Origin of the sequence: Candidatus Amarobacter glycogenicus, assembly GCF_016704105.1 — a bacterium.
Taxonomy (GTDB): Bacteria; Chloroflexota; Dehalococcoidia; order Tepidiformales; family Tepidiformaceae; genus Amarobacter; species Amarobacter glycogenicus.
Window position 1 is genome coordinate 346,758 of sequence record NZ_JADJAT010000002.1, and the last position, 16,088, is coordinate 362,845.

Annotated in this window: 16 protein-coding genes; 7 read left to right on the forward strand and 9 right to left on the reverse strand. The window is 65.0% G+C overall.

The window, feature by feature from the left end; all coding sequences use genetic code 11:
• Window positions 1–30: 30 nt before the first annotated feature.
• Window positions 31–873 (forward strand): sulfurtransferase, encoded by an 843-nt coding sequence (locus IPG14_RS06435; protein WP_343388644.1) that lies wholly within the window; start codon window positions 31–33, stop codon window positions 871–873.
• A 432-nt stretch (window positions 874–1,305) separates the two neighbouring features.
• Here the strand turns inward: IPG14_RS06435 and IPG14_RS06440 are convergent, their stop codons facing one another.
• The gene (locus tag IPG14_RS06440; protein WP_343391248.1) at window positions 1,306–1,512 is read right to left on the reverse strand and encodes a hypothetical protein; all 207 of its coding nucleotides are present in this window, start codon (window positions 1,510–1,512) and stop codon (window positions 1,306–1,308) included.
• A 153-nt stretch (window positions 1,513–1,665) separates the two neighbouring features.
• Window positions 1,666–1,857 (reverse strand): hypothetical protein, encoded by a 192-nt coding sequence (locus IPG14_RS06445; protein WP_343384185.1) that lies wholly within the window; start codon window positions 1,855–1,857, stop codon window positions 1,666–1,668.
• Window positions 1,858–2,125: 268 nt separating this feature from the next.
• Here IPG14_RS06445 and IPG14_RS06450 point away from each other — a divergent pair, with 268 nt between their 5' ends.
• From IPG14_RS06450 to malQ, 3 genes are all read left to right on the forward strand, one after another.
• Entirely contained in the window at window positions 2,126–2,293 is a 168-nt protein-coding gene (locus IPG14_RS06450; protein ID WP_343391249.1) for a hypothetical protein, read from the forward strand.
• Window positions 2,294–2,333: 40 nt separating this feature from the next.
• The gene (locus IPG14_RS06455) at window positions 2,334–3,845 is read left to right on the forward strand and encodes a glucose-6-phosphate isomerase (RefSeq protein WP_343391250.1); all 1,512 of its coding nucleotides are present in this window, start codon (window positions 2,334–2,336) and stop codon (window positions 3,843–3,845) included.
• 103 nt (window positions 3,846–3,948) lie between these two features.
• Window positions 3,949–5,430 (forward strand): 4-alpha-glucanotransferase, encoded by a 1,482-nt coding sequence (gene malQ / locus IPG14_RS06460; RefSeq protein WP_343391251.1) that lies wholly within the window; start codon window positions 3,949–3,951, stop codon window positions 5,428–5,430.
• 174 nt (window positions 5,431–5,604) lie between these two features.
• On the opposite strand, the gene IPG14_RS06465 is transcribed toward malQ, so the two are convergent.
• Entirely contained in the window at window positions 5,605–5,922 is a 318-nt protein-coding gene (locus tag IPG14_RS06465; protein WP_343391252.1) for a hypothetical protein, read from the reverse strand.
• The gene (locus IPG14_RS06470; protein WP_343391253.1) at window positions 5,888–8,638 is read right to left on the reverse strand and encodes a transglycosylase domain-containing protein; all 2,751 of its coding nucleotides are present in this window, start codon (window positions 8,636–8,638) and stop codon (window positions 5,888–5,890) included. The genes IPG14_RS06465 and IPG14_RS06470 overlap by 35 nt, the downstream gene beginning before the upstream one ends.
• Window positions 8,639–8,837: 199 nt before the next feature.
• Here IPG14_RS06470 and gatC point away from each other — a divergent pair, with 199 nt between their 5' ends.
• Window positions 8,838–9,125 (forward strand): Asp-tRNA(Asn)/Glu-tRNA(Gln) amidotransferase subunit GatC, encoded by a 288-nt coding sequence (gatC, locus tag IPG14_RS06475; RefSeq protein WP_343384179.1) that lies wholly within the window; start codon window positions 8,838–8,840, stop codon window positions 9,123–9,125.
• Window positions 9,122–10,582, forward strand: a complete 1,461-nt coding sequence (gatA, locus tag IPG14_RS06480) for an Asp-tRNA(Asn)/Glu-tRNA(Gln) amidotransferase subunit GatA (RefSeq protein ID WP_343391254.1) — start codon at window positions 9,122–9,124, stop codon at window positions 10,580–10,582. The genes gatC and gatA overlap by 4 nt, the downstream gene beginning before the upstream one ends.
• Before the next feature lie 4 nt (window positions 10,583–10,586).
• On the opposite strand, the gene IPG14_RS06485 is transcribed toward gatA, so the two are convergent.
• From IPG14_RS06485 to IPG14_RS06495, 3 genes are read right to left on the reverse strand one after another with little or no spacing between them, the layout of a single operon-like run.
• Window positions 10,587–10,715 carry a type II toxin-antitoxin system RelE/ParE family toxin gene (locus IPG14_RS06485; protein WP_343389126.1) on the reverse strand — a complete coding sequence of 43 codons (129 nt, stop codon included), beginning with the start codon at window positions 10,713–10,715 and terminating at the stop codon, window positions 10,587–10,589.
• Window positions 10,712–10,864: a type II toxin-antitoxin system RelE/ParE family toxin gene (locus IPG14_RS06490; protein WP_343391255.1), complete on the reverse strand. Its 153-nt coding sequence runs from the start codon at window positions 10,862–10,864 to the stop codon at window positions 10,712–10,714. The genes IPG14_RS06485 and IPG14_RS06490 overlap by 4 nt, the downstream gene beginning before the upstream one ends.
• A 5-nt stretch (window positions 10,865–10,869) precedes the next feature.
• Window positions 10,870–11,052: a hypothetical protein gene (locus IPG14_RS06495; RefSeq protein ID WP_343384175.1), complete on the reverse strand. Its 183-nt coding sequence runs from the start codon at window positions 11,050–11,052 to the stop codon at window positions 10,870–10,872.
• A gap of 928 nt (window positions 11,053–11,980) precedes the next feature.
• Here IPG14_RS06495 and IPG14_RS06500 point away from each other — a divergent pair.
• Window positions 11,981–12,520 (forward strand): restriction endonuclease, encoded by a 540-nt coding sequence (locus tag IPG14_RS06500; protein WP_343391256.1) that lies wholly within the window; start codon window positions 11,981–11,983, stop codon window positions 12,518–12,520.
• A gap of 37 nt (window positions 12,521–12,557) precedes the next feature.
• Here IPG14_RS06500 and IPG14_RS06505 read toward each other — a convergent pair whose 3' ends face one another.
• Both IPG14_RS06505 and IPG14_RS06510 read right to left on the reverse strand, forming a co-directional pair.
• A complete protein-coding gene (locus IPG14_RS06505; protein WP_343391257.1) occupies window positions 12,558–13,928 on the reverse strand; it encodes an amidase in 1,371 nt (456 codons plus the stop codon).
• A 64-nt stretch (window positions 13,929–13,992) separates the two neighbouring features.
• The gene (locus IPG14_RS06510) at window positions 13,993–15,099 is read right to left on the reverse strand and encodes a kelch repeat-containing protein (RefSeq protein ID WP_343384172.1); all 1,107 of its coding nucleotides are present in this window, start codon (window positions 15,097–15,099) and stop codon (window positions 13,993–13,995) included.
• Window positions 15,100–16,088 lie beyond the last annotated feature (989 nt).

The following is a 16,088-nucleotide window of genomic DNA, read 5'->3' on the forward strand; positions in this document are numbered from 1 at the left end:
TCCCCGTCATCTCAGGTTGGAGGCCACCCAGTGTCCGAGTACGCACACCCCGAACTCCTCGCCGAACCAGATTGGCTCCAGGCCAACCTCGATAACCCGAATGTCCGCGTCATAGATTGCGCCACGCTCGAGGCTTACCGCCGCGCACACATCCCCGGCGCGGTCCAACTCCCCGTCCACTACTACATCAAGGAAGAGGATCCTGAGGGCTCAGACCACGGGACGCTCGTGATGCCTCCGAAGCAGTTCGAAGAACTCATGGCCAGGCTCGGTGTCTCGGACGATACCCTCGTCGTGACCTACGACGACAACAACGCGCTCGTCGCCTCGCGTCTCTGGTGGGTGCTGAAGTACTACGGCCACACCAACGCGAAGGTCCTTAACGGTGGCTGGCACCGGTGGATGACCGAAGGTCGGCCGGTGACATTCCACGCCACCCGCGCGCCGAAGGGCAGCTTCACCGCATCGCCCAACCCGGACATCAACGCGACCGTCGAGTTCCTCAAGGAACATCACGCCAGCCCGGATTGCCAGGTACTCGACGCCCGCACCGACGGCGAGTGGGACGGCACCAACGATCGCGGCAACAAGCGAGTCGGCCGCGTGCCGGGCGCCCACCACCTCGAATGGCTCCGATTCGTCCACACCGATGATTCACGGAAGTTCCTGCCCGCCGCCGAGATCCAGGCACTCCTCGATGGCGCCGGAATCGAACGCGGCAAGCCAACTATCACCTATTGCCAGGGTGGAATTCGCGCCGCACACGCCGCCTTTACCATGGAACTCCTCGGTTATGACAACGTCCGCGTCTACGACGGTTCCATGCGCGAATGGGCCAACCGCGAAGATACTCCCCTCACCACCACCGCCTGAGACCGGACCGTCTGGACTGAGACGCAAAACACAAAGAGGCCCGCGAAATTCGCGGGCCTCTCGTGTGTTCGGAGTGTTCGGAGCCTAGACGGCCGGCCGGGGTGGCACGCTCGTAGCGCAGCAGCGCCTCAACGGTGAACCCGAGGTCGGCCTTCTCGCAGAGCGAAGAGCAATAGGTCATCTTCATCGAGCTGGGAGACTTCCGCCAGTCATAGCGGAGGTTGCAGCGCGCGCAGACCTTGATGTGATTCAGGTTCATCCCGGCGGGACCGGGGCCGATGGGTGCGTCGACCAAGAGTGGTGTCCCTTCCGCCCCTGGCTTCCCCGCCCTCCAGGTGGAGGGTCGGGTGCCCGGGCTAGATCCAGCGTAGAGCCTTCAGTTCAGTTGCGTAAAGAGACCCACCTTACGCTCTCGTTACGGAGGCGCTCGCCTCAGGCCGCAATTGGCGCCGGCTGGCGGTCATACCGCAGCAGCGCTTCGATCGTGAAGCCCAGGTCCGCCTGCTCGCAGAGCGACCCGCAGTATGTCATCTTCAACGAACTGCTCGGCGAGCGCCGCCAGTCGTATCGCAAGCCGCACCTGCGGCATTCCTTGATGTGCGTCTGATCGCTGATAGACAGGATGGTCGCCGTTGCCATTGCCGTAGTCCTCCGTTTGGGTTCTTACCCTGGATATGGAGCTTGTCACGCATTTGGTGACTGCTCGTCGTGCGAGGGGAGTAACTGCCCTCATCCTTAAGACGCACGGCGCTGGCCGTGTCTTACAGATGGGCGGCAGTTCACACCAGGAACTTACGCCGCGAGCAACTCTTTCCAGTCGAGACGCACCACCTGCACCTCGCAGAGAAGCGTCTCGATCGTGAACCCCAGGTCGGCTTTCTCGCAGAGCGACCCGCAGTAGGTCATCTTCAGCGAACCCGAAGGCGAACGGCGCCAGTCATAGGGGAGCCTGCAGTGCTGGCAGACCCGCATGTGGTTGTTCATCTTCGTTCTCCTGGCGCCAGCGGCTCGCGGTCGAATGGCTACCTGTCATCATCTTCGGCACACCTGCACCGTTCGTTCACTAGGGGGAAACCCCGACACCCCCGCCAAAATCACCCACAGGCAACCCCGCGAATTCTGGCCACGGCTGATTCCCGCCCGGCGAGGTCGCGCGCCGGCCGTTCTTCACCTCTCCGTCACCGGGGCGCCCCGCCTTCGTCACCCGGAATTAGGGGTTTCCCTACGGGTGCCCGCCGAAAATGTAGGCACGATGTACAGTGACGCCTCCAAGCCAATCCCCTACCGAAAAGGCAAGCGCCACGACGTGCTCCCTGGCTCCGCCGGACGGATCATCCCCGCCCCCGCAGTCGAAATCTGCGGCGAAACCGTCATCAGCATCATAGATCGGCGGCCCGCGGCCCCTTCTGCCGCGGCCTGAATCGCGCCACTCCCCGGTCCTGCGTTACCGTTGTCTCTCGATGACCCCCTCCTTGAGCCAGCGGATAGACGCGCGCATCGCCGATCTCACCCGGGACCGCACCGTTGAGCGGATCTGGGCCGGAGACCACTCCGTCTGGAAACCCGAACCCACGGAGATCGTCGACCGCCTCGGATGGCTCCGAGTCGCCAACGACTTGCGCCATGAACTGCCCGAACTCGAGGCCTTCGCCCGCGCCGTCGTCGCCGATGGTTTCAAGCACGTCCTCCTTCTTGGCATGGGCGGCTCCAGCCTTGGTCCCGAGGTCCTCCGCGAAACCTTCGGTGCCGCGCCCGGCATGCTCGACCTCGTCGTGCTCGATAGCACCCACCCGCAACAAGTCCGCGAGACGGAGGCCCGGCTTGATCTCGCCCGCACGCTCGTCCTCGTAGCCAGCAAGTCCGGGACCACCATCGAGACTCTCAGCCACCTCGATTACTTCTGGGACCGCGTCGAAAGTCCTGAACAGTTCGTCGCCATCACCGACCCGGGCTCCAGCCTGGCCATCCTCGGACGGGAGCGTGGCTTTCGGCGCGTCTTCGAGAACCGGCCCGACATCGGCGGCCGTTACTCGGTGCTTTCCCACTTCGGGATGGTGCCGGCCGCGCTGATTGGGGCGCCGGTTCGGCAGATACTCGATGACGCGATTGCTATCGCCGAGCAATGTGCCGCCACCATCCCCACTGCCGCGAATCCCGGCGTAGCCCTCGGCGTAGCCCTCGCCGAAGCGGCACTCCAGGGTCTGGACAAGTGCACGCTCGTCCTTCCCGAATCGATGAAGACCCTCGGTTGGTGGATCGAACAGCTCGTTGCCGAGTCCACCGGCAAGGAGGGTCGGGGCATTCTCCCTGTCGAAGGTGAGCCGGTCGGTCCGGTCGCTGGCTACGGTTCCGACCGGGTTTTCGTCACCTATGAGGAATCCCCCCGCCTCCGCGAGCTCGAGTCCGCCGGGCATCCAGTCATACAACTCGCCGATGCCGGCATCGGCGGTGAGTTCTTCCGCTGGGAGTTCGCCACCGCCATCGCCGGCGCCGTCCTCCAGGTCCAACCGTTCGACCAGCCGAACGTCCAGGAGGCGAAGGATGCCGCAGGCATCATCCTCGCGGGGGGGGTCCCCGACGTGATGCCCATCAACCTCCGCGACCTCCTGGGGACCGTCGAACCGGGCGACTACATCGCCATCAACGCGTTCATCAGCCGCAACCAGGAAAACGGCGACCGGCTCGATGCCGTCCGCCGAGCCCTCGCCCGGCGGCACCGAGTCGCAGTGACCGTTGGTTACGGCCCCCGGTTCCTCCACTCCACCGGTCAGCTTCACAAAGGCGGTCCGCCGAGCGGCGCCTTCATCGAAGTAATCGACTCGATCAAACACGACATCGCGATCCCCGGCCGGCCATACACCTTCGGCCAGCTCCTCCAGGCCCAGGCCCTCGGGGACCTTGCTGCACTCCTCGGCCGCGACCGGCGCGCCTGTCGCGTGCATCTCGAAGACCTCGAAGCCGTCGCCCTCTGACCGCTGCGAAGGGCGATCCGGGCACAGCCTTCCGCGGCTGCTCCAAGTTCCTCCCGAACCCCAGCCGCTCGCAGCTAGTCCCGCCTCCTTCGATACTCGATTCGTGACCGAACGCTCCGCCGGAGTCCTCCTCCACCCGACCTCCCTGCCCGGCCCCGGGGGCCTCGGCAGCGAAGCGCGCGACTTCGTCGACTTCCTCGCCGCGGCCGGCTCACGCATCTGGCAGATGCTCCCGCCGAGCCCGGTCGGGCCCGGGAATTCACCGTACGCCTCCCGATCCGCCTTCGCATGTGAACCCCTGCTCATCTCCCTTCCCGGCCTGGCCGAGGATGGCCTCCTCGATCGCCTCACAGGCTTCGCGCCATCCGCTTCGGACCCCCACAGCTTCGATTTCGATCGACTTCGCGAGCACCGTGCACCTTTCCTGCGCTCGGCCTGCAACGAATTCCTTGCCGGCGGTGGAGCGACGGCCCTGGACCGGTTCCACGAAGCCAACCCATGGCTCGAGCCCTATGCGCGTTTCGCCGCCCTCCGCGAGCTCAGCGATCAGCCTTGGTGGCTCTGGCCCGGGCGCTACCACGACCCGCTCGAGTTCCCCTCCGCGGGGCCCACAGCACTTGCCGATGAAGTCCGCTACCAGTGCTTTCTGCAATGGGCGGTCGACCGCCAGTGGACGGCACTGCATCTCTATGCCCAGGCCCGAGGCGTTGCACTCTACGGCGATGTCCCGATCTTCGTGGACCTCGATAGCGCCGACGCGTGGTCGAACCAATCGCAATTCAAACTCGATCGCGAAGGCCGTCCCCAGGTTGTCGCCGGTGTCCCGCCCGATGCCTTCTCGGTCACCGGCCAACGCTGGGGCAACCCGCACTACGATTGGTCGGCGATGCGCGCCGACGGCTTCGCGTGGTGGGTCGCCCGAATGCGGCGCACCCTGTCGCTCTTCGACGCCGTCCGTATCGACCACTTCCGCGGCTTCGAGTCCGCCTGGGAGATCCCGGCCGAAGCCCCTACCGCGGTCGACGGGCACTGGGAACCGGGCCCCGGACGCGACCTCTTCGATGCCCTGGCCGCCGCCCTCGGCAAGCTCCCTATCGTGGTCGAAGATCTCGGGATCATCACCCCGCAGGTGCGGGCCCTCCGCGACGCCCTGGGCTACCCCGGGATGGCCGTCCTCCAATTCGCCTTCGGCGACGACGACGCGAACCCCTACCTCCCCCACAACCAGGTAACCAACCAGGTCGTCTTTACCGGCACCCACGACAACGACACAACCCTCGGCTGGTATCGCAAGGCACCCGATCTCGAACGCCACCGCGTCCGCGAATACCTCTCCATCGACGGAGAAGACATCGTGGACGACCTCATCCGTTGCGCCTATCGCTCCATCGCAAACACAGCGATCATCCCGATGCAGGACGTCCTTCAGCTCGGCAGCGAAGCTCGCATGAACGTACCCGGCCGCGCGGAAGGCAACTGGCGCTGGCGTTTCACCTGGGATCAGCTCGAACCCGGCCGTACCGAGTGGCTGGCAGCACTCGCCCGGGAGTCGTCCCGCTATCCCCAGAACCGCGGCGCGCGATGAGCATCATCCGGCTCTCTGTCGGCGACTAATCACCAACCCGCCTTGGCAACTCCGAGGCCCGCGCCAACGCCGAGACCTTCGAACTGGCCCGGCTCTGCGACGCCCTCCGCCAGTCGCGCCGTCCGGCCGCCGTTGATAACGTTGCCCCATCGCCCCGTCCGCTTTTCGGTCGGTCTACGGTCTCGGCACCTGCGGAGTTACCGTCCCCACGGGGAAGTTCGGGTTCGGCGTCGGAGTAACACTCCCGAACGGGTTGTTCGGCACGTTCGTCCGCTTGATGTTGATCACCACCGATAGCTTCAGGCCCTTCCCATCGTCGGTGCTCAGCCGGACGGTATAGACGGCGTTGTCCTTCAGGTCGCGCGGCTCAATCACGCCCAACGGGCCTTCTGCCGTGACGTTCGTGCTGCCGCTCCCGATCGTCTTCCACTCCGTCGGGGCAGCCGTCTCGCCGATTTCAAGCTTCCAGTTCTTCAGGCTCGGGACGTTCACCGTCCCGGTCACCTGGAACGTCGTGCTGATCGTCCTCCCGGTTTGCAGGTTCGCAATCGAAAGCGCCACCTGCCCTGTGCTCTTGTCTGTCGGCGCAATCGGTATGCCGCGCTCCTTGGCGAGCTCTTTCGCGGGTTCGGGTTTGAATCCCGGCAGTTTCACGAACTTCTTCATTTCCTTGAACTGCGCTGGCGTCTCGGCCGTGGCGAGGAAGCCGTTTCGCGTGTCGATTTCCTTCTCTTCGCACTGGGAGTCGTACTTCACGTCCGTCCGCACCCAGCTCGTCACGGTCTGTTCGCAGTACTTGAAGTCCGGGCCCACCGTCCGGTCGGTCGCCGCGCTCTCGAAGCTGCGCTGTGCGACGTTCTTCGGCTGGAGGTCGCTGAAACCTTTGGCGATATCCGCCAACACCTCGGGACGCCAACAACTCGTGGTAACTGCCCATCCAGTTCTTCCAGAGGCGCACCGTCGCATTCGCGCTCGCGAACGACCGGTCATTTACCAGTTCGTTGTTCGCATTCCCCACCCAGACAGCCGTCGCCGCATGCCGCGAGTACCCTGTCATCCACGTCTCCAGCGTGTCGCTCGCCTTCAACGGCCCCTGCTGCGTCCCCGTCTTCACGCCGGAAGGAATCTTCACGCCACCCGAGTAAAAGTCGAGCCCGAGGTCGTTATTCGAGCCGCCGCAGCCCCAGATGATGAACCGCGCCGTGCAGTCCGACATGATGCTGTGCAACAGCCAAACCGAGCCGGCGTCGATTGTCTGTTTCGATTCGCGCTTATCCGGTTCGCGATACACCAGTCCGCCGTCTTTGTCGCGCACTTCCAGGACCACCACAGGGTCGATTTCCCGCGTCCCCGGAATCCTGATGTTGCCCCGCTGGAACTCGATCGCCTGCCTGACCGCGGTGTCATAGTCCGCACCGATGTCCGTCGCGGTGTTCTTGAGATCCTTGAGCGGGACGTACTCCGCGTAGGACTTCGTCCCGATCATCTTCCCCATGTTCGCAATCGTCGCGTCCATGTACGCCATGTCGACCGCCCGGATGTTCGCCCCGCCGGTCGCGATCGACGCTCCATACGTAACCGCCTGGTGGTTGCCGAATGTCGGGTCGAAGTGCTGCTCCAGCGTCGTGATTCCGAGCTTCTTCGCTGTCTCGATGACGTTGTCGACGCCACCCTCCTGCGCCGCCCGGAACGCACCCACATTCTGAGATCCTCCGAGGGCCGCGCGCGCCGAGATCAACCCCTCACTGACCTTGCCGTCGTTTCTCGGGTTAGTAATCTCGGTCCCTTCGACTGCAAGCGGACTCGTGTCCCAGAAGAAACTCATCGGCGCTTTGTTCTGGGTATCAAACCAGTTCAGGTACACCGCAGGTTTGAACGAAGAGCCGGGCTGGTTGATTTCGCTCAGCTGGTCGATGTCTCCCGCCACGCGCTTGTCAGACCGGTAGGTCGGGTCGATGTTCGGCGAATAGACGATGATCTCCCCCGTCGTCGGCTCGATCGTCACGATCGCGGCATTGAAGCAATTGCAACCCGCCGCCTGGCCCTCGGCGATCTTCGTCTGCGAAAGGAGGCGCGCCGCTTCCGTCGCCTCCCAGTCGAGCGTGCTCGTCACTTTGTACCCCGCCGAGTGCACCCATGCCGTGCACTCTTCGACACCCTTCGGCATCGGCAGCAGTCCCGCCTTGCACATCCGCACCAGGCGCGGCTCCACCTGGTTGTCGATCCATGCCTCCGCCTTCAGCGGGTTCGAAGCGGCGAACACCTTGATCTCCTCGAGCTTCGCCGCCGCCGCTTCTTCTGCCGTCGCCCGCCCGTGGATCACCATCAGGTCCAGCACCGCCTCCTGGCGCACCTTGGCCTCGCCCGCCAGCGTCGATCGGCCCAGCGCATCCAGAAGGCACTTCTCGTCGTCACCCCGAACGCAGTTGTAACGCGGGTGGTACTGCGTCGGGAACTGCGGCACTCCCGCGAGCAACGCTGCCTCACCAAGGGTCAAGTCCTTCGCAGCCTTCCGGAAATACCCCTGCGAGGCCGCCTCTACTCCGATATACCGGTCAGCGTACGAAATCTGGTTGAGGTACCAGGTCAGGATCTCTTCCTTCGTGTAATCACGAGTCAATTCCACCGCGTAGACAATCTCGCGCAGCTTCCGGTCGAGCGTCCGTTCCGCCGTCACACACCGCGTCGGGTCGTCGCTGTTCGTGATGCTCGGACAGATGTAGACGTTCTTGATGAGCTGCTGCGTGATCGATGAGCCGCCCGTACCGCCCCCGAACTCGTTCTTCACGTAGTTCTCGTACGCCGCGCGCGCGAGCCCCGTGAAGTTGATGCCGGGGTTGTCCCAGAACGAGTTGTCCTCGGTCGAAATCGTCGCGTTCACCATGAACGGCGATATCGCTTCGAGCGGTACCGGCTCGAGCAGCTGCGCATCTGGATTCGTCAGGCTCCCGAGCTCGACACCGCTGTCCGGCCCGCCCCGATCGTAGATCGTCGTCAGGCCCACGGCGCGCTGCAGCAGTTTCTCCTCGATCGGGACATAGTCGTGCGCGTACGAGTTGTACATTCCGAAGAGTGCGCCCGCCGCCGCGGCTGCCATGATCGCCCCGAAAGCGAACAGTCCAACCAGGGCGACCAGCCACGGCGCCGCACCGCTGCTTCGGTGTGCCCGGCGCTCCTGCAGCCGTCGCCGCACAATCAACGAACTCATTCGTTTTTCACCTGCGTGGCCGCCGGCCCCTCAGCTCCAAAGTGCACCCCGGATCGGTGCGCGCAACCCAAATGCAAAGACCCTCGTTCAAAAGTCCTGCTCACCCTACCAAACCCCCCTCCCCCGGAAAACGGCGCGGTTAAGCCCCGCCAAAGGCCCGCCCACTTTCCTCTTTCCTCTTTTCTCTTACGCTTGCCAAATGGCGCTCACGTCCGAAGAAGTCCTCCATATCGCCCGGCTTGCCCGCATCGCCCTCACCGAGGAGGACGTGCGCCGATTCACCGCCCAGCTCTCCGGCATCCTCGATCACTTCACCGCCCTGGCTGCCGTCGATACCACCGGACTCGATCCCACCGCGCACCCCCTCCCCCTCTCTAACGTCATGCGCGACGACTTGGTTGCACCCTCCCTTCCCCAGGACCTGGCCCTCGCCAACGCCCCCCGCACCGAAGACGGCTACGTCCGCGTCCGCGCGGTGCTCGAATGAGCGACCTCTGGCGGCTCACCGCCCACGAAGCCCACGAAAAGCTCCGCGCGAAGGAGTTCTCCTCCCTCGAACTCACCCGCTCCGTCCTCGATCGCATCGCCGAAGTCGAACCCAAGGTCCATGCCTACATCACCAATACTCCCGAACTCGCCCTCGAACAGGCCCGCGAAGCCGACTCTCGCTACGCCAGCGGCACTGCCACACCCCTGACAGGCATCCCCGTTGCCGTCAAAGACCTCATCGTCACGAAGGGGACTCGCACGACAGCCGCCTCCAGGATCCTCGAGAACTTCATCCCGCCCTATGACAGCCACGTCTACGAACAGCTTCGCAAGGCCGGCGCCGTCATGGTCGGCAAAGCCAACCTGGACGAGTTCGCCATGGGCTCCAGCACCGAGCACAGCGCCTTCGGCCCCACCCACAACCCCTGGAACCTCGACCTCGTGCCCGGCGGCTCCTCAGGCGGTTCCGCCGCGGCCATCGCCGCCGGCGAAGCCATCCTCTCGCTCGGCAGCGACACCGGCGGCTCCATCCGCCAGCCTGCCGCCCTCTGCGGTGTCGTCGGCCTCGACCCCACCTACGGCCGCGTTAGCCGATTCGGCATCATCGCCTTCGGCAGTTCGCTCGACCAGGTTGGCCCCATCGGCCGTGACGTCGAAGACGTCGCCACCATGCTCCAGTGCATCGGCGGACACGACCCCCGCGACAGCACCAGCAATCCCGAGCCCATGCCCGACATGCGCCACTACCTCGGCCGCGACATCCGGGGCATGAAAGTCGGCGTCCCGCGCGAGTACTTCATCAGCGGCATGGAACCCGGCGTCAAAGCCCGCATCGACGAGGCGCTGAAGACACTCGCTTCGCTCGGCGCCGAGATCGATACCTCGCTCTCGCTCCCCAGCACCGAACACGCTCTCGCCGTCTACTACATCATCGCCCCCAGCGAAGCCTCCGCGAACCTGGCCCGCTACGACGGCGTGAAGTACGGCTTCAGCGACCGCTCCGGCCCCACCATGTGGGACAACATGGAGCAGACGCGCGCGCAGGGCTTCGGCAACGAAGTGAAGCGCCGCATCATGCTCGGCACCTACGCACTTTCCGCCGGCTACTACGATGCCTTTTACCTCAAGGCCCAGAAGGTCCGCACCGTCATCAACAACGAGTTCGCCGCCGCCTTCGCGAAGTACGACGTGATCGTCACGCCCACCTCTCCGACGGTCGCCTTCCCCATCGGCGCGAAGGTCGATGACCCCTACGCCATGTACCTGAACGACGTCTACACGCTCCCCGCCTCGGTCGCCGGCCTCCCCTCGATCAGCGTCCCCTGCGGCTTCAGCGAAGGCCTCCCCGTCGGCCTCCAGATCATCGGCAACTTCTTCGACGAGGGCCGGGTGCTCCAGGTTGCCAGCGCCTATGAGGCGGCGGGCGGCTGGGCGAACCAGGTGGCGGGCCTGTGAAGCCTTACATGGAACCACGCCTGCCGTGGAGCACGGCAAGTACTTCGATGTGCCCGGCACCGATGACATAGAGGATCCGGTGCGCGCCTTCGATCAGCATCCGGATTTCAAGCGCTTCCGCCTCGGGGATCACCGCCCTGACCTTGGAAACTCGGCGATCTGCTTCGTCCGGGCGGTGATACGATCGATGGTTCGATCTGCGAACCGCGGCGAAGTCTGCGCGAGGAACGAATGAATAGCCGCAAGATGTGCATCCGCCGGTTCGGTCCAGAACACCTCCATTCGGACTACTCAGGCAACCCGTAACTCTTACGGACTTCCCCAACTGTGCGCTTTCGTCCTTCGGAACCCGCTTTCAGCCCAGCCTCGATCGCCTGCTTGAGGAAGACCTCTTCCATGACGTCGTCCCACGTCGCGTCTTCTGGCAAGTCTTCCGCGAGTCGCCTGACTTCCTGCTTCACTCCACCCATGACGATACCTCGCCCTCATGATACACCGCGCCAACTGCCTCGATCAGCGAAGGCCTGCCCAGTCGGCCTCCAGATCATCGGCAACTTCTTCGACGAGGGCCGCGTACTCCAGGTCGCCAGTGCGTACGAGGGGGCGTCGGGCGGGGGAAACGTGGTGGCGGGCCAGGGGGGCGGGGCGACGTCACGCCACGACCCACCCCCGGCTTTGCGTCAGCGCTTGCGTGCGATCGTCCAGCCAGAAACGCCGAGAGCGGAGACCAAGAGGAGAGCGCCCATTGCACCCGCATCCATGGAATTTCCCGGGTGCCCGCGCGTGTAATTTCCCGTGTTCGGCGGGCCCGGGACCGAAGAACTGGGCGGGATCGGCGAGCAGGCTTCCGAAGAGAAGTCGGATGCCTCTGGAGCGATACTACGAACCCGGTAGCAGGCGGCGCCGCTTCCGACCTCGTATGCGTCCCTCAGGTTGGCGCGAGATTCCTCAAAGACGATGGCTGACGACGGAATCGTACGCCACGACCGCTCCTGCGTAGCGGAACGGATCGACGCATTCTGAACTTCATATATTCCGGCCGCGGATGGGGCGTCCCAGGAGACGAGGGCATAAAGCGGGGCGTCTGCCGCATCCTTCTGCACAGAGACGGCAAGCCCGGCCGGCGGCGCTGCCGCTGCTGTGCCGTTAGCCCAGAGTGAACCTAGGATTGCAGCGAGGCCGACCGCAACAGCCGAGAAGATCAGTCGGGCGTCGATCAGTCTCACTGATGAGCCTCCTTGACGATGGCGAGTGCGGACATCGCCGACCTCGCTCCACCCGCGCACCATACCGCATGCGCAGCGCGAATCTCAATCACCGGAATGTAACTTCCGTATCCTTGCCCGTCCCGGGGCCGCCAGCACCTGTCGCACTTCCCCTTTACACTCGAATCTCGTTATGACACGCTCACTCCTCACACTCACGGCCATCTCCGCCGCCGTCGTCTACTTCGATCCTGCCGGCTACCGCTGGGCTGGCGTCGCCGGAGTCGCCTTCGTAGCGCTCATGGTCGCGCGTAAACTTCGCTCCGCATTCAAGCAACGCTCCGCCCGCCGCACCCTCGAAGGGCTTCGCGGCCTCCACCCCTCCGAATTCGAAACCGAAGTCGCCCGCTGGCTCCGGCGCGACGGCTGGCACGTCGAACACCGGGGAGGCACCGGCGATGGCGGCATCGACATCCTCGCCCGCAGGCGCAAGGAAACGCTCGCCGTGCAGTGCAAACGCTACGCCGAATCTGCCGCAGTCAGCGCTGCCCAGGTCCGCGACCTCTACGGCGCCGCTGTCGCCACCGGGGCCACCGCCGCCGTCCTCATCACCACGGGCCGCGTCTCAGGCCCTGCCGTCGCCTGGGCCGAAACCCTCCCGCCTGGCCCCGCCCTTACCTTCCACGACCTCAACTGCCTCGGAAACCTCGCCGCAGGCAACACCCGCCTCTAAGCCGTCCCTCTTTCCTCTTTCCTCTTTCATTCTCATCTCATCCCATCTCAAACGCCCTCGCCGCCCGCAACACTTTCGCCTCCTCAAAAGGCCCACCCGCGATCTGCAACCCGATCGGCAGCCCTTCGCCATCGAACCCGCATGGCACCGAGATCGCCGGCACCCCCGCGATATTGAACGGCATCGTCAGCTGCGCGAACGCTCCCCCGGTCGACATCTTGAACCCATCGACCTCCACCTCTTCCTCGCCGATGAGCGAAGCGGTCCGCATCGTCGTCGGGGTCACCAGCAGGTCAACCACCTCAAACGTCCGGCGCACCCCTTCCTTGATGTCATAGCTCGCCCGGTAGGCGTCAGCCAGCCCCTTCGCGTCGGGCAGCGGCCCCGAAAGCGTCTGCTGCAGGTCCTCCCCGTACTCGTCCTTCCGGCTCGGGAACCATTCCGCATGCAACGCCTGGCTCTCCGCCACGCACACCAGCCACGCCTTCAACAGCGTCTCTCGCCTGAACCCCGCATCCACATCGACCACTTCGGCTCCCAGTCCCGAAAGCGTCTCCAGCGCCAGTTCGATTGCGACGCGCACCTCCGCGTCCAGCAGCCCGAAGAACTGCTCCCGCGGCACGCCTATCCGCAGGCCGCGCACGCCGCCCTCGAGCCCGGCCAGGTAGTCGGGCACGGGGACGGGCACAGTCGCGAAGTCGTCTGGGTCGTACCCGGCGATCGCCTGCAGCACGATCGCCGCGTCCTCCACCGTCCGGCAGATCGGCCCCGCATGGTCGAACTGCCACGACATCGGCAGGACTCCGGCCTTGCTCACCCGCCCAAACGTCGGCTTGAGGCCAACCGCCCCGCAAAGCGCCGAGGGGATGCGGATGCTCCCGCCCGTGTCCGAACCGAGCGTCCCCGCCGCCATCCGTGCCACGATCGCCGCCCCGGACCCGCCGCTCGAACCCCCCGGGATCCGGTCCAGCTTCCACGGGTTGTGGGTCGCCCCCGTGTGTGGGTTGTTCGTCGTCACCCCCCAGGCGAACTCGTGCGTGTTCGTCTTGCCGAGCAGCACGGCCCCGGCCTCGGCCAGCCTCCGCGCCACCGTCGAATCCTTTTCCGGCACGCGGCCCTTCAGGATCTTCGAACCGCCGGCCGTCTCGATCCCCGCCGTGTCGTACAGGTCCTTCAGCCCGATCGGCACGCCGTGCAGCGGCCCCCGGTAGTTGCCAGCGGCAATCTCTTCGTCGGCGCGCGATGCATCAGCCCGCGCCCGCTCTGCCGTCACGGTCACATACGCATTGATCGACGGGTTCAGGCGCTCGATGCGTTCGAGGTAAGCGTTCGTCAGCTCGGCCGACGAGATCTCCCGGCGCTCGAGCCGCACCGCCGCTTCCGCAATGGTCAGGTCAGTCAGATACATCCGCCGATTGTAGCGCCCGAGAGGCGGGTGAGCTCGGCTAACCGATCGCGGAGCCGCCGACGGACTACCTGACAAACACTTCCGCGGGGTGCTCCGCGCTCACGGACGCCGAACCGAATATGCCCGCGCGCCCGCCGCTCAAAGCCACAGCTTGATGGGCTGACCGCGCTTGCGCCATGTCTTCCACGCGAGTCGCATGGCCGTTCGAAACGTCAACGAGTTCAGCCGAGGCTAGGGTCTCATCCCGGTGCGAGTCGCTGTCGCCCCCAGTGATGAGCACAAGGCCATCCTCCAAAAGAGTTGCGGTGTGGAGGAACCTGGGTGTCGTCATTTTGCCGAGAGTCCGAATCGAACCGGTCGTGAGATCCAGCAAGGCGACGAGATCAGATGCACGAACCGTGCCGGATCTGTCTAATACTTCGGAGCTAAGTCCTCCTGTGAGAAGGACGAGGCCCTCCGAAATACGAACCACTGTCGGCCCGGAAGCTGGAAGCGTGACGTCGACGAGGGTGAAGGTGTCGTTGCCAGGTGAATACCGTTCGATCCGGTCTCCTGTAACCAGCAAAGCACCGTCCCCGGCGGCGACCAGTGAAGGCCTCGGCGCGGGAGCGGACAGTGGGGCGGCTGTGCGGAATTGACGAACCGACGGGTCATACACTTCGGCCGAAGTCGCGAACCGGCCCAGGCTGCTTCCACCAGCGACGAGCACCGTCGAATTGGCAAGTAAGACGGCGCTGTGCCCCTTCCGCGGGACAAGGGGATCTCCGACCTTTGTGAAGACATTCGTGCTGGGATCGAACACGGCGGCGACGTCGCCGCCCACGATCAACACGTTGCCGTCGCCCAGCACGGTCGCAGTGTGGAACGCGACTGGGGCCGGAACGTCGCCGACAGGTGAGATTGATCCTGAAGCCGGCTCAAATCGGATCGCGTTCACGAGGTCGCCCGTGTCGTCCTTGTTGCGGCCCCCAACGATGAGGATAGATCCATCCGAGAGAACTGTGACGGAGTGACCGAGGTTGACACCAATCCCGAGAAGGTCGACAAAGCGCGGACCAGCGTGAGTTGGCGATCCAGACACCGGTGGATGCGTAGGATCAGCGCCACCATCTCGCCCAACGAGAACTGCGGCACCAAACGCCGCCGCCGCGATCGCAGCGGCGATCAGCACGACAGTGAATTTCAGGCGCCGCAACTGCTACACCGCTGCTCGCATGCTAGAGGCAAGATCCTTCAGTTCGGCTTCGGTAAGGCGCCATCCGTAAGCCACGTTCTTGTACGCTTCATGGTCGAACCATTCCAGCGCATCTGCCTCGACCCACCGGGGGGGGGCGCCCAGCTTCGCCTGGGCGACGGGGGGGGGGGGGGGTCCAATCCCCGTGTTCATGGGTCGGCTGGCGTGGGCTGCCGGAAACCGATGGTAGAGACCCTGAGTTCCAGCGACAAACGTCGGCACCACTGTCCAGGCACCGGAACCGTCCGGGCCGCCAGGCAGGGGATCTCGCGTGCAGCCCAGGCCGTGCCATTGGCGAAAGCTGAACGAAGCCCAGCCGGGCGGACTGGGTTTTGCGCCGCGCGCCAGGCGTACGATTCGACGGGCCGCGGTGTGGCGGGTGGCCGGCAGGGACTGCAGATCGTCGCTGCGATATCCGTAGGACCGCCAATTGACGTACGCGCCGCCAGAATTCGCCCAATCGGAGCGGTCCCGTCGGGGGGTCGGCGTTGCAGGCAGACCAATCATCTGGCGTCGGACGACGGGCGGGCGCCTTTACCCCGTGCTGGCGGCCTGACGCCGGGACAGCGCGGGCTAAACGCGAGAACCACCGCGGAAGAACATTCCACTGGTCCGGCTCATCGAAATCCATCGGAAGCGGAAGGCAGACGGACGATCTTGCCACGAGGCGTCATGCCAGACGACCGCCGATTGGCCAAACCTCCTTACAATTGACGCGGCCCGGAGTCCCAACTCTGGCCATCGGACGGACGGCCGGTAGTCCCTTGCGAAAGACGGGGTCGCTCGAAAGGGGCATCGTCTGGCATCGGCGGATACACCCGCCGTGAAACTGGCGAGTCTCCAGAAGCCTTCGCATAAGGACGCAGGATGACAAGGCCCCAGGTCTGAATTCGTGGGGGGGCCGGGGCGGGGGGCCGGGGGGGGGG